The 12,693-nt window shown below is 71.7% G+C and carries 11 protein-coding genes; 5 read left to right on the plus strand and 6 right to left on the minus strand.

What is annotated here, in order from left to right:
- The first annotated feature begins 33 nt into the window (after positions 1 to 33).
- Positions 34 to 1,056 (plus strand): DUF3533 domain-containing protein, encoded by a 1,023-nt coding sequence (locus CP981_RS08620; RefSeq protein WP_085924263.1) that lies wholly within the window; start codon positions 34 to 36, stop codon positions 1,054 to 1,056.
- Between the two features lie 116 nt (positions 1,057 to 1,172).
- On the opposite strand, the gene CP981_RS08625 is transcribed toward CP981_RS08620, so the two are convergent.
- On the minus strand, positions 1,173 to 1,943 hold the full coding sequence (locus CP981_RS08625; RefSeq protein ID WP_085924262.1) for an SDR family NAD(P)-dependent oxidoreductase: 771 nt from the start codon (positions 1,941 to 1,943) through the stop codon (positions 1,173 to 1,175).
- A gap of 107 nt (positions 1,944 to 2,050) precedes the next feature.
- On the opposite strand from CP981_RS08625, the gene CP981_RS08630 reads away from it, so the two are divergent.
- The 3 genes from CP981_RS08630 (at position 2,051) to CP981_RS08640 (ending at position 4,483) form a co-directional block, all read left to right on the plus strand.
- Complete coding sequence (locus CP981_RS08630; protein ID WP_085924261.1) at positions 2,051 to 2,755, plus strand: TetR/AcrR family transcriptional regulator; 705 nt, start codon at positions 2,051 to 2,053, stop codon at positions 2,753 to 2,755.
- A gap of 369 nt (positions 2,756 to 3,124) precedes the next feature.
- Positions 3,125 to 3,565, plus strand: a complete 441-nt coding sequence (locus CP981_RS08635; RefSeq protein WP_085924260.1) for a subtilase-type protease inhibitor — start codon at positions 3,125 to 3,127, stop codon at positions 3,563 to 3,565.
- 90 nt (positions 3,566 to 3,655) lie between these two features.
- A complete protein-coding gene (locus tag CP981_RS08640; RefSeq protein ID WP_244329596.1) occupies positions 3,656 to 4,483 on the plus strand; it encodes a metallophosphoesterase family protein in 828 nt (275 codons plus the stop codon).
- A gap of 87 nt (positions 4,484 to 4,570) precedes the next feature.
- On the opposite strand, the gene CP981_RS08645 is transcribed toward CP981_RS08640, so the two are convergent.
- The 3 genes from CP981_RS08645 to CP981_RS08655 all read right to left on the minus strand — a co-directional run bounded on the left by CP981_RS08645 (position 4,571) and on the right by CP981_RS08655 (position 8,157).
- Positions 4,571 to 5,647: a S1 family peptidase gene (locus CP981_RS08645; RefSeq protein ID WP_085924259.1), complete on the minus strand. Its 1,077-nt coding sequence runs from the start codon at positions 5,645 to 5,647 to the stop codon at positions 4,571 to 4,573.
- A gap of 452 nt (positions 5,648 to 6,099) precedes the next feature.
- Positions 6,100 to 7,020: a slipin family protein gene (locus tag CP981_RS08650; protein ID WP_085924258.1), complete on the minus strand. Its 921-nt coding sequence runs from the start codon at positions 7,018 to 7,020 to the stop codon at positions 6,100 to 6,102.
- A 228-nt stretch (positions 7,021 to 7,248) separates the two neighbouring features.
- Positions 7,249 to 8,157 (minus strand): S1 family peptidase, encoded by a 909-nt coding sequence (locus CP981_RS08655; RefSeq protein ID WP_085924257.1) that lies wholly within the window; start codon positions 8,155 to 8,157, stop codon positions 7,249 to 7,251.
- An 834-nt stretch (positions 8,158 to 8,991) separates the two neighbouring features.
- On the opposite strand from CP981_RS08655, the gene CP981_RS08660 reads away from it, so the two are divergent.
- Positions 8,992 to 9,441 carry a cell division protein SepF gene (locus CP981_RS08660; protein ID WP_085924256.1) on the plus strand — a complete coding sequence of 150 codons (450 nt, stop codon included), beginning with the start codon at positions 8,992 to 8,994 and terminating at the stop codon, positions 9,439 to 9,441.
- A gap of 104 nt (positions 9,442 to 9,545) precedes the next feature.
- Here CP981_RS08660 and CP981_RS08665 read toward each other — a convergent pair whose 3' ends face one another.
- Positions 9,546 to 10,742, minus strand: a complete 1,197-nt coding sequence (locus CP981_RS08665) for an acyl-CoA dehydrogenase family protein (protein ID WP_085924255.1) — start codon at positions 10,740 to 10,742, stop codon at positions 9,546 to 9,548.
- Between the two features lie 137 nt (positions 10,743 to 10,879).
- Positions 10,880 to 12,523 (minus strand): MFS transporter, encoded by a 1,644-nt coding sequence (locus tag CP981_RS08670; RefSeq protein WP_085924254.1) that lies wholly within the window; start codon positions 12,521 to 12,523, stop codon positions 10,880 to 10,882.
- Positions 12,524 to 12,693 lie beyond the last annotated feature (170 nt).

Consider the following 12,693-nt stretch of genomic DNA (forward strand, 5'->3'; position numbering starts at 1 on the left):
GACCGGCAGCCGAAGTGTGGCGAGGAGCGAGTCATGGCCACGACGGACGACGGCACCCGCACCACCTTCCTCGGGGAGGTGAAGAGCGCGGTGACGCCGCATGCCTCGCTGCTGGTGCTCGGCGTCCTGGGGCTGGTGATCGCGTTCATCACGTCGTACACCGGCGCCTTCCACCACCCCGCGCCGGCCGATGTACCGCTCGGTGTCGTCGCTCCCCCACAGGCCAGGGCGCAACTGGTGGGCAAACTGGACCGGCTGCCGGGCTCTCCTCTGGACCCGCGCGCACTGCCCTCCGAACGGGCCGCCCGGCAGCAGCTCGCGGACCGGACCATCGACGGCGCACTGATCGTCAACCCCCGCGGGAGCACCGACCGGCTGCTGGTGGCCGGCGGTGGCGGCGCCTCCCTCGCCCAGGCGGTCGAACTGGTCGTCCGCTCGGCCGAGAAGGCCCAACACCGCACCGTCCGCACGGTCGACGTGGCCCCCGCCGCCGCGGGCGACAGCCGCAGCCTGTCGTCCTTCTACCTCGTCGTCGGCTGGTGCGTCGGCGGCTATCTGTGCGCCGCGATCCTCGCGATCAGCGCCGGCGCGCGCCCCTCGAACGGGCACCGGGCGGTCATCCGGCTGGCCGCGCTCGCCGTCTACGCGCTCGCCGCCGGGCTGGCCGGCGCGATCATCGTCGGGCCGGTCCTCGGTGCCCTGCCCGGCACCTTCTTCGGGCTGTGGGGGCTGGGCGCCCTGACCGTCTTCGCGGTGGGCGCCACCACCCTGGCCTGCCAGGCCCTGCTGGGCATCCTCGGCATCGGCCTGGCGATCCTGCTGATCGTCATCCTCGGCAACCCGAGCGCGGGCGGCGCCTACCCCTATCCGCTGCTGCCCCCGTTCTGGCGCGCCATCGGCCCCGCCCTCCCACCGGGCGCGGGCACCTGGACGGCACGCTCCCTCGCCTACTTCCGCGGCAACGCGATCACCGGCCCGCTCCTGGTGCTCGCCGCCTGGGCGGTGGGCGGCACCCTGCTCACCCTGGCTCTGTCGATCTTCCGCAAGAAGGGCTAGAACCCGTCATGACCCTCCCCGCCGGCCGGCGCAGCGCCTGAGCAACCGCGCCCCGGCGGGCAGCCGAGCCCGGCCGCCGGCCCCGCCCGGCCGGGTTCGCGGCCCCCGCCCCTGGCTCACATATGCGTGCCGCCGTCGATCCGTATCTCCGTGCCGGTGATGAACGCGCCGTCCCGCGAGGCGAGCATCGCGATGACCCCGGCGACCGTCTCCGGGCCGGCGAAGCCCTCCCCGATGGCCGGGAAGAGCTTGGTGAACAGGGTCATGTCGGCGTCCTCGGGCAGCCCCGGCACCGGGCCGCTGGTCATGCCGCTGGCGATGGAGCCCGGCGCCACACACACCGCGCGCAGCCCCTGCTTGCTGTACTCGCTCGCGATGGCGTGCGTCATGGACTGGATGCCGCCCTTGCTCGCCGCGTACGCCGACATGTACGGGTGCGCGAACGAGGCCGACGTGGAGCTGAAGTTGACCACGACCGGCGCCTCGCCCTCCAGGAGCGCGGGCAGCGACTCACGGATCATCAGGAAGGTGCCGGTCAGATTGATCGTGAGGACCTGGTTGAAGAGGTCCAGGCCGGTCTCGTGGGTGTGTGCGGCACGCAGGATGCCGGCCGCGTTGACCAGCACGTCCAGCCCGCCGAGGGTGGCCACCGCCGAGGCGACGCCCGCACGGACCGCCGCCTCGTCGGCCACGTCCAGCACCACGGTCTCCAGCCGGCCGTCGGTGCCCTCCGCGGCGGCCCGGTCGGCGGTGATCCGCAGGCCCGCGGCGTCGACATCCGCCGCCACCACCCGGCCGCCCTCGGCGAGGATCCGGTGGACCGTCGCCTGTCCGATGCCCGAACCGGCACCGGTGATCAGTGCGCGGCGTCCGTCAAAGCGATGCATGGCCCAGCTCCGTTCTCGAGGTACCCGGGCACGCTAACCCGCATCTGGCACACCATGCCACTCGCGCCTGCCATGCCACCCTGACACACACTCCCTACACTGAAGCCATGCCGACCGCACCCCGCTCCACCCCGCCGCCCCGCCGCTCGCTCACCGAGCGGCGCAAGGCCGAGACCCAGCTGGAGATCGCCCGTACCGCGGCGGCCCTGTTCACGGAGCACGGCGCCGCCGTGACCGCCGAGGAGATCGCCCGCACCTCCGGGGTCGCGCTGCGCACCTTCTACCGCTACTTCCGCACCAAGGAGGACGCGGTGGTGCCACTGCTGGCCAACGGGGTGCGGGAGTGGCTCGACGATCTGGCCGCGCCGCCGGCCGGCCCGGACACCCTCCCCGTACGCGAGGTGCTGGAGCGGGCGGCCCGCCGGGCCCTGACCCCCGCCGACGAGCCGGCCGCCGAGGCGCTTCGCTGGACCCGCGGGCTGCTGCGGGCGATGCCGGACGATCCGGCGCTGCGCGCGGTCTGGCACCGGGTCCATCACGACTCCGAGGAGGCGCTGCGGCCGGTCCTGGCGCGGCTGACCGGTGCGGACCCGTGGGCGGTGCGGCTGGCCGCGGCCGCCGCGAACACCGCGATGCGGCTCGCGGTGGAGGAGTGGGCGGCGGGAGACGCGGCGCCGGACGGGCCGCGGGGGCCTGCCGCGTCGGCAGTGCGGGCCATGCGGGCGCTGACGGGGGGACTGCCGGAACTGGACGCACCGTACCGGGCATACACGGGGAACGGGCGGGAAAACGGGGAGGCCCCGGGCCGGTAAGGCGACCCGCGGGCGGCCGGTTCTTACCTCTCCGGACGCCCCGGGCAGCACGGAGGGACCCTCCGGCCCCCCTCTTCGGCCAATCGCCGGAGATCCAACCCCGCCCGAACGACCGGTCGGCGGCCGGATTGCTTCGTTCCGTGGCCGATCACCCGTTGCCCGGGGCATACCGGCAGCGGCATCCCCGCTGGCCGCACACCGCTTCGGCCCGGCCGCCCGGTGCCACCCCCGGCTGGTTCACGCCATTACTCTCAGCTTTCATCTAACGACTCAAAGTGATCGCTCCTTGCCCACTCGAGATGCTTTCGGGGTGCGGTTGGGCCAGACTCCGGTCCGGTATCTGCACCTTCGAGCAAGGGAGTGTTCGTCATGCGGTACATCACTGGGGCTGTTGCGCTCGGCGCGGCACTGGTCCTGGGCACGCTCGCCACCACCGCGCACGCCGTCGCCGCACCGGCGCAGCCCACGCGGACCGGCGGGCTCTACGCCCCCACGGCACTGGTGCTGACGGCCGGCCAGGGCGAAAGCCGCGCGACCGCCACGGTGCAGCGCGCCGTGACGCTCAGCTGCATGCCGGGGGCGACCGGCAGCCACCCGAACCCGAAAGCCGCCTGCGCCGAACTGCGCACGGTGGCCGGTGACTTCAACGCGGTGACCACCGCCCCGTCCGACCGGCTGTGCACCAGGGAGTGGAACCCCTTCGTAGTCACCGCCGACGGCGTGTGGCAGGGCAAGCGGGTCTCGTACACCTACACCTTCGCCAACTCCTGCGCGATGGCCGACGGCATCGGCGCGGTCTTCGACTTCTGACCGGACCGTCGCGTCAGATCCCCGGGCACCGGACGCGGTGCCCGGGGATTTCGCATGGGGTGGGGCTTTGACGGCGCCTGGAGTCGGCGCATGACCGCTCCCGACACCGCTCCCGAATCCGCCCCGGACTCCGTTCGCCCGCACGGCGCGGGCGTCGCCGTGCTCTCCGATATCCATGCCGTGCTGCCGGCGCTGGAGGCGGTGCTCGCCGAGCCGGACGTCCGGGCCGCCGACCGCATCGTGCTGACCGGTGACCTGCTCGCCGGGCCGCTCCCCCGTCAGACCCTGGCGCGGCTGCGCGCCCTGGGCGACCGGGCGGTGTGGATCAGCGGCAACGCCGACCGCGAGATGGCCGCCGCCCGGCCGGGGAACGAGCCGGGAGATCCGATGGATGCCTGGGCGGCGGGTCAACTGGGCCCGGACGAGCGGGAGTTCCTGGGCTCGCTGCCCGCCACCGTGACGCTGGAGGTACCCGGGCTCGGGCCGGTCCTCTTCTGCCATGCCACCCCGCGCGACGACACCGAGATCGCGCTGGTCGACTCCCGGCCGGAGCGCTGGGCGGAGGTGCTGGCGGGGGTGCCCGATGCCGTCCGCACGGTGGTCTGCGGGCACACCCATATGCCGTTCGTCCGGTTCACCCACGGGCGGCTGGTGGTCAACCCGGGGAGCGTCGGCATGCCGTACGGCCGGCCGGGCGCCCCTTGGGCGCTGCTGGGGCCGGGCGGCGGAGCGGTCACGCTGCGGCATACGGCCTTCGATCACGAGGCGGCCTGCGCCCGGATCGCCCGGGAATCGGACTCTCCGTCGGCGGCCGCGTGGGCGGATACCTATGTCCGGGCCCGGTGTTCCGCCGAGGAGGCACTGGCGGCGTTCGGGCCGGGCGACGGCCGGAACACCGCCCCGGGCACGGACGGCTGAGCGCCGCGGGACGGTGCCGACCCCCGGACGACGAGCGGATCCGGGGCTGGCACCGTGCGCCGGGCTGCTGCGGGGTGTGCCGGTGGGTCAGCCGATTTCCGCGCCGTAGGCCTTCAGGGCCTCGGTGACCGGCTGGAAGAAGGTTTCGCCGCCGTTGGAGCAGTCGCCGCTGCCGCCGGAGGTGAGACCGAGGGCGGACTCGCCGTCGAAGAGCGCGCCGCCGCTGTCACCGGGCTCGGCGCAGACATCGGTCTGGATCAGACCCTCGACCGTGCCCTCCTGGTAGTTGACGCTGGCGTTCAGCGCCTTGACGGTGCCGTCGTGCACCTGGGTGGTGCTGCCGCTGCGCTGCACCTTCTCGCCGACGGTGGCCTCCGCGGCCTTGGTGATCTTCTGGCTGCTGCCGTTGTAGAGGTCGACCTCGCTCGGGTGCGCGGTGTCGCCGGTGTACTTGGCGAGCGAGTAGTCGTCACCGGGGAACTTGGAGTCCTCGGTGGTGGCGATCGCCGAGCCGCCCTGTTTGTCGGACCAGCTCTTGATCTCGTTGCCGCAGTGGCCGGCCGTGAGGAAGTGCGGCTGGCCGTCCTTGACGACGTTGAAGCCGAGCGAACAGCGGGCACCGCTCCCCCAGATCGCGTCGCCGCCGCCGATGAAGGGTTTGAACTGCCCCTTGCTGTGGCGGACCTCGACCTTGTCGCCGAGGCTGTTGGCGACCTTGGTGAGCCGGTCCAGCTTGGCGCCCTTGACCGTGCGGTCGGCGGTCACCACGACCTTGTTGCTCTGCGGGTCGATGCCCCAGGACGTGCCGGGGATGGTCGCCTTCGACTTCAGCGTCTGCCGGGCCGAGTCGAGCTGGGCGAAGGTGTGCTTGACGAGTCTGGCTTCCGCCCCCTTCGCCCGTACGGCCTTGGCCGCCGCCTGGTTCACGACGTTGACCACCAGCTTCTTGGCCTTGGCGTCATAGAACGCACCGGCGGTGTCCGTCTTGAGGTGGGAGGCGAGCGTGCTCGCCGCCGCCGAGGTCAGCTTGGCGAGCGTCGGCTTGGGGGCGGGGGCCTGGGACGCGTTGGCGTTGGCGAGGGTGACGGTGGCGGTGGCGGCGAGGGCGAGCGCTCCGGCGCCCGCTATGACGGCGCGCCGGTCGGTTATGCGTCGGTGCTTCAACTCAGGGCCTCCCGTGGGGGAAGAGCCCGGAAACTGTGGGGAGTCGCCCGGGCCCGTGGAGTGAGGGGATCAGGACTGGCACGGGTCCGCCCCGCGGAGCGGCGGCTCGGGGAGTCGCGTCCATGCCAAGGTGGAGCCGAGTATTCCCATCCGCCTCACTCGCGCACAAGACCGAGTTCCGGTCTCATAGGCGGGAGTTCACCACTTCGCCACACGAAGGACACACCGATATCCGTGCACCTCGGCCGAGTGCGGACATCAGCGGACACGCGGAGAGCACGGCGGACGGCAACGTGTGAGGACTATAGCTGGCCGGAAAACACCGGCCCGGAACCGCCCCCCGGCCCATCGAAAATGCCGTATATACCCGCACCAAGGGGTACATACGGCATTCAGTGGCACATCAGAAACGCAGTCGGCGCGAGCATCGGAACCTCAGTCGCGCGGGATGCCTACGGGAGATCCTCCACCGGCGGGAGGTCCGCCAGCTCCGGCGGCAGAGCGGCCTCCGCACCGTGCTCGACGGCCGTACGCGGCGCCCGGGGCGCCGCCGGGGCAGGCCGCTGCACGCCGTCCCGCTCCGCCTCGGCGGCCGCGGTCTGCGCCTGGGCCTGGAGCCCGGAGCGCTCCAGGAACCGCAGCAGTTCGACCGGGAAAGGCAGGACAAGGGTGGAATTCTTCTCCGCGGCGACCGCCACCACGGTCTGGAGCAGTCGCAGTTGCAGCGCCGCGGGCTGGTCGGACATCGCCTCGGCCGCCTCGGCCAGCTTCCGCGACGCCTGGAGCTCGGCGTCCGCGTTGATCACCCGGGCCCGCCGGTCGCGAGTGGCCTCCGCCTGGCGGGCCATCGACCGCTTCATCGTCTCCGGCAGCGAGACATCCTTGATCTCCACCCGGTCGACGGTCACTCCCCAGCCGATGGCCGGGCTGTCCATCATCAGCTCCAGGCCCTGATTGAGCTTCTCGCGGTTGGACAGCAGATCGTCCAGCTCGCTCTTACCGATGATCGACCGCAGCGAGGTCTGCGCCATCTGGGAGACCGCGAAGCGGTAGTCCTCGACCCGGATGACCGCGTCGGCGGCGTCCACGACCTTGAAATAGACGACCGCGTCGACCCGCACCGTGACGTTGTCGCGGGTGATGCCCTCCTGGGCGGGCACCGGCATCGTGACGATCTGCATGTTCACCTTGCGCATCCGGTCGATGACCGGAACGATCATGGTGAACCCGGGCTCGCGCACCTCGGAGGCCAGCCGCCCCAGCCGCAGCACCACACCGCGTTCGTACTGCTTGACCACCCGCGCCGCCGCCATGAGATACACCGTGCCCGTGCAGGCCAGCGCCACCCCGGCCGTCACCAGTTCTTCGACCATCACGGCTCCCTGAACATGTGCCGCACGCGTCTGAATCGCGCTGTTTACCATGGTATGCCCGGCTCGGGAGGGCGGTCGAGGCTCAGGGCGGACACGGCCGGGCCCCCGTCCGCCGGCGGACGGGGGCCGTCATACCGCCGGAGCCAGGTCCGGCGTTCGTGCGGGGTTCCCGCCGTACGGACCCGGGGCCGCGCGATCCCGGGCCGTACGGACTTCAGCCGGCCGGCGTCAGTAGACGCTCACGCCGTACGCGCTGAGCGCCTCGGTGACCGGCTGGAAGAACGTGGTACCGCCGGAGGTGCAGTCACCGCTGCCACCGGAGGTGAGGCCGAGCGCCTTGGTCCCGGAGTAGAGGGGGCCCCCGCTGTCGCCGGGCTCGGCACAGACCGTGGTCTGGATGAGGCCGGAGACGATGTCGCCGCCGCCGTAGTTCACGGTGGCGTTCAGGGCGGTGACCTTGCCGCTGTGGATGCCGGTGGTGGAGCCCCGGCGGGTGACCGACTGGCCGACACTCGGGGTGCCGGCGCTGGTGATGTCCTGGCTGCCGACCATGCCGGCGTGGGCCACGGAGGAGTTCGTGTACTTCACGATGCCGTAGTCGTTGCCGGGGAAGCTGGAGCCGGCGGTCGGGCCGATGCTCGTGGTGTGCGAGGAGTTGGTGTACCACGGCGGGTTGCCGTCGGTGCAGTGACCGGCCGTCAGGAAGTAATAGGTACTGCCGCTGCGGACGTTGAAGCCGAGCGAGCAGCGCCAGCTGGGTGCGTAGATGGCGTCGCCGCCGGAGATGAACTTGCGGAAGGTGCCCGCGATGCGGTCGATCCGGACCGCGTCGGCATTGCTGCCCGCGGCCCGCTCGATCTTGGCGATCTCCGCCCGGGAGACCGTGCGGTCGGCGGTGACGACCAGGGTGCCGGTCGCGCTGTCGACCCGCCAGGCGGTGCCGGGGACATCCGCGGCGCGTACCGCGTTCCCGGCGGCGGAGAGCTGGGCGGCGCTGAACTTCGGTGCGGGAGCGGGGTTCTGTGCGTGGGCGTTCGGGATGGCGATGGCACCGACGGCCACCAGTCCGGACGCCACGGCGATCAGCCGGGTGCGTCTCGCCACGCCGCTGCGGGGGGTGGTGCGCTCGTTCCTCACTGATTCCTCCGAGGGGATCGGGGGCCGCCGGTGGGCGGCCGGTGAGGCGCAGCCAAAGGGCACGCAAGAATCCGCACGTTCATTTTCGGCGTGCCCCTGACAAGCGCTGAGCGGAGTCTCGGGCGCACCACCCCCGCGGCGCAAGAGGTCCGCACCAACGTCTCCCGCCCGGCACCCGCCCGCACTCCCCCCACCACGCCCAAAAACTCCGCCCCGGCAGCCACATTGACGACTGCCGGGGCGGCGCTGACCCCCTCGGTCGCGGATGGGACGAATCAGCGGACGATACGGTTCCGCCCCGCCCGCGGACCTCCTCGGTACCGCGGTCCGGGCAGGCGGTGAAACGTGGCGCGAATGATGCGCCCGACCCCCCGGCCGGGGGGCGTGAAACCCACCCGGAATGCCGCGCTCCGGCTGCCATCGTCGGACAATCGGCTCGCTCAACTTTCGAGGGAAGGGGGTCCGGTGGACACAGGTCGGAATCCGCCGCAGCGTCAACACCCCTCCGATGGGCCAGTCTCCCGATCATCGGGCCACCCCGTGCCCCTCCGCCGAGTCCATTGGCATTTGCCCTGGTCCCGTGCGCGAACCGACCCGGGGGTCAGCTCCGTTTTCTTGCCCGCACCGGCCCCGCTCACCCGATAGAGTACCGACCGTGATGTTCGTCGTACTGTCAGTTTCCTTACGGGGCGCGTAAGCTGATGCTGCGCCACCCTCTTTGCACCAGATGTGTCACGAACCCCCCGTGCGGCGGCTATCCACTTGGCACACCCTCCGCCTCATGAACGACGATAGGGGCGGACACGCAGAGACCGCGGGTGAGAGGAGGCGTCAATGGGATCGGTGCGCAAGGCGAGTGCCTGGCTTGGCCTCGTCGACGACAGTGATGACGAGCGCTACTACGACGACGACTACGCCGAGGGACCCGATGCCGGTGACTCGGGCGACAGCCCCTGGGTCACCGACCCCCGGGTCCGAGTGGCCGACGAGGCCGCCCATGACCAGGGCACCCGCATCGCCACGGTCTCCCCGGAGAGCTTCCGGGACGCCCGCGGCATCGGCGAACTGTTCCGGGACGGCGTGCCGGTGATCGTCAATCTGACGGCGATGGAGTCCTCCGACGCGAAGCGGGTGGTGGACTTCGCGGCCGGCCTGACGTTCGGTCTGCGCGGTTCGATCGAGCGGGTCGCCACCCGCGTGTTCCTGCTGACCCCCGCCGACTACAAGGTGGTCAGCGGGGAGGCCCGCGGCCACCGCAACGGCGGCTTCTTCAACCAGAGTTGAGCCGGCCGACGGGTGTCCGGACGGAGGTCCGGGGGCCCGCGGCGGCAGCTACCGGCGCGCCGGCCCCCGGCTGAGGCAGTGCCCCGCTCAACGGGCGAGGCCGCTCACCGGAAGGCGTCCAGGCCGGTGAGCGCCTTGCCCAGCACCAGCTGGTGCATCTCGACGGTGCCCTCGTAGGTGAGCACCGATTCGAGGTTGGTCGCATGCCGCATGACGGGGTACTCCAGCGAGATCCCGTTGGCACCGAGAATCGTCCGGGCCGTGCGGCAGATCTCGATCGCCTCCCGTACGTTGTTCAGCTTGCCGAAGCTGATCTGCTCGGGGCGCAGCCGCCCCGCGTCCATCCGCTGCCCCAGATGATGGGCCAGCAGGATCCCCTTGTGCAGTTCGACCGCCATGTCGGCGAGCTTGGCCTGGGTGAGCTGGAAGCCGCCGATCGGCTTGCCGAACTGTTCCCGTGTCTTCGCGTAGTCCAGCGCCGCCTCGAAGCTGGCGCGCGCGGCTCCCATGGAGCCCCAGACGATGCCGTAGCGGGCGTGGCTGAGACAGCCGAGGGGGCCGCGCAGTCCGGTGACCTCGGGGAGCACCGCGTCGGCCGGCAGCCGTACGTCGTCCATGACGAGTTCGCTGGTCACCGAGGCACGCAGGGACCACTTATGGGTGATTTCGGGGGCCGAGAACCCGGGGCTGCCGGTGGGGACCACGAAGCCGCGGATGCCGTCGTCCGTCTGTGCCCAGACGACCGCGACACCGGCGACCGAGCCATTGGTGATCCACATCTTGCGCCCGTTGAGCACCCAGTCCCCGCCGTCGCGCTTGGCGTACGTCCGCATCGCGGCGGGGTCGGAGCCGTGGTCGGGTTCGGTCAGGCCGAAGCAGCCGATGATCTCGCCGGCCGCCATTGCGGGCAGCCACCGCTGCTTCTGCTCCTCGGAGCCGAAGCGCCAGATCGCGTACATGGCGAGCGAGCCCTGGACGGAGACCAGCGAGCGGATACCGGAGTCGGCGGCCTCCAGCTCCAGGCAGGCCAGACCGTACTGGACGGCGGAGGCGCCCGCGCAGCCGTAGCCGGTCAGGGACATTCCGAGCGCGCCGAGGGAGCCGAGCTCACGGGCGAGTTCGCGGATGCCGGGGAGTTCGCCGCGCTCGTACCAGTCGGCGATCTGCGGCAGCACCCGGTCGGCGGCCCACCGGCGGACGGTGTCCCGTACGGCGCGGTCCTCGTCGGTCAGCAGATCGTCGAGGCCCAGGGGGTCGCTGGGGTCGAACGGCGGAAGCGTCGAGGACGGCGGTGCGGACATGGCGGGGCCTCCGGCGGATCAGCGCGAAAAACTAGCAGTGGTAGTTATTTGCGCTTCCGACGGTACGGGCCGCGGTGCCGCGCGGCAAGGGTCACCGCCGCGCGGCGGGGCAGGGACACCCGGGAGGAGAGCCGGGGTCAGCGGCCGGAGTTCGCCGGGGCGGGCTCGCTGCTGCCACGGCCGGCGCCCTCACCCGGGGCGGGCTCACCGTCCGCCTCCGCACGCTCCGTGGAGTCCGCCGCCCGGCGCGGCAGCCGCAGTGCGATCCCCGCGCCGACCAGCAGCAGCACGGCGCTGGCGACGAGGGTGACATGCAGCCCGCGGACGAAGGAGTCCCGGGCGGCCTCCCGCAGAGCGGCGCGAGCGGGGCCGTCCAGACCGGCGGCAACCTTGTAGGCCTCGCCGAGGGAGTGCGCCGCCGAGGCGGAGGCCCGTGCGGGGACGCCGTCGACGTGGTTCAGGCCCGGGGCGTAGGCGGCGTTCATGACGCTGCCGAGCAGGGCGACACCGATACCGGCGCCGAGCTGGTAGGAGGTCTCGCCGATCGCGGCGGCACCGCCGGACTGTTCGGCGGGCGCCTCGCTGAGCATCGACTCGTAGGCACCGAACAGCGTGGACTGGAAACCGAAGCCGAGCAGCACAAAGCCCAGGGACAGCAGCCAGAGGCAGTCCTGAGAGCTCATCGCGGTCAGACAGAGCACCGCGACAGCGGTCAGCACGAAGCCGAGGGAGACCATCGCGCGCGGGCCCAGGACCTGAAGCATCTTCGAGCCGGTGAGGCCGGCGGCCATCGCGGCGAAGACCAGCGGCAGCATCCGCAGTCCGGTCTCCAGCGGGCTCAGTCCGAGGACGAGCTGGAGGTACTGAACGGCGATCAGCTGAAGGCCCACCAGGGCGAGCATGGCCAGCACGATGCAGCCGACGGAGGTGCCGAACGCGGGCCGGGCGAACAGCCGCACATCGATCAGCGGGTCCTTGCGGCGGCGCTGGCGGCGGACGAAGAGGACCAGCAGCAGGACGCCGAGGACGATGGGCAGCAGCGTGGTCGGGCCCACCACGGCCGCACCGCTGCCGATCCGCTTCACGCCGAGGACGATCCCCAGCACACCGAGCGCCGCGACGATCGCACCGATCACGTCCCAGGGGCCGTTGCGCTCACCGCGCGACTCCGGCAGCAGCCACCGCCCTATCAGCAGCATCGCGGCCATCATCGGGATGTTGATGAGGAAGACCGAGCCCCACCAGAAGTTCTCGACGAGGAAGCCGCCGAGGACCGGGCCGACCGCGGCACCGACCGCGGCCACCGCGCTCCATACGCCGATGGCGACCGCGCGCTCGCGCCGGTCGGGGAAGACCTGCCGCAGGATCGACAGCGTGGCCGGCATGATCATGGCGCCGCCGATGCCGAGCAGGGCGCGGGCGACCATCAGGATCTGCGGATTGGGCGCGAGGGCGGCGGCGGCCGAGGCCAGGCCGAAGAGGCCGTAGCCGAGAAGGAGGACGCGGCGGCGGCCGACGCGGTCGCCGAGGGTGCCGAAGAGGATCAGCAGTGAGGCCGCGATCAGCGGATAGACGTCGACGATCCAGAGGAGCTCGACGGGTCCCGGTCGCAGGTCCTCGGTGACCGAGGGCACGGCGACGTACAGGATCGTGGTGTCCAGCGCGACGAAGAGCAGGCTGACGCAGAGCACGATCAGCACGGTCCAGCGGTTCGCACCACCACGTGAAAGCCGGGGAACACCAGCCGTCCGTCCACTGCCGGACGTGGTCGTCCCGGACATGCAGCACCTCCAGTCATGCTCTCGCGGCCACGGAACAGGGCGCGAAAACGCCCCGGGCGAACCGGCGGCACGGGCGAGTTAAGACGCTCAGACTACGCGAGTCCCGTGGCGTGCCGCGTGGCTCACCTCACGATGAGACGCTCATCGCAGCGCCATGCGTTCCCCCACCA

The sequence above is a fragment of the Streptomyces platensis genome, from assembly GCF_008704855.1.
Lineage (GTDB): Bacteria > Actinomycetota > Actinomycetes > Streptomycetales > Streptomycetaceae > Streptomyces > Streptomyces platensis.

Bases quoted from the DNA above. Each gene is read 5' to 3' on its own strand.
- CP981_RS08625 (WP_085924262.1), bottom strand. From the start codon at position 1,943: ATGCATCGCTTTGACGGACGCCGCGCACTGATCACCGGTGCCGGTTCG.
- CP981_RS08630 (WP_085924261.1), top strand. From the start codon at position 2,051: ATGCCGACCGCACCCCGCTCCACCCCGCCGCCCCGCCGCTCGCTCACC.
- CP981_RS08620 (WP_085924263.1), top strand. From the start codon at position 34: ATGGCCACGACGGACGACGGCACCCGCACCACCTTCCTCGGGGAGGTG.
- CP981_RS08635 (WP_085924260.1), top strand. From the start codon at position 3,125: ATGCGGTACATCACTGGGGCTGTTGCGCTCGGCGCGGCACTGGTCCTG.
- CP981_RS08650 (WP_085924258.1), bottom strand. From the start codon at position 7,020: ATGGTCGAAGAACTGGTGACGGCCGGGGTGGCGCTGGCCTGCACGGGC.
- CP981_RS08670 (WP_085924254.1), bottom strand. From the start codon at position 12,523: ATGTCCGGGACGACCACGTCCGGCAGTGGACGGACGGCTGGTGTTCCC.
- CP981_RS08640 (WP_244329596.1), top strand. From the start codon at position 3,656: ATGACCGCTCCCGACACCGCTCCCGAATCCGCCCCGGACTCCGTTCGC.
- CP981_RS08665 (WP_085924255.1), bottom strand. From the start codon at position 10,742: ATGTCCGCACCGCCGTCCTCGACGCTTCCGCCGTTCGACCCCAGCGAC.
- CP981_RS08660 (WP_085924256.1), top strand. From the start codon at position 8,992: ATGGGATCGGTGCGCAAGGCGAGTGCCTGGCTTGGCCTCGTCGACGAC.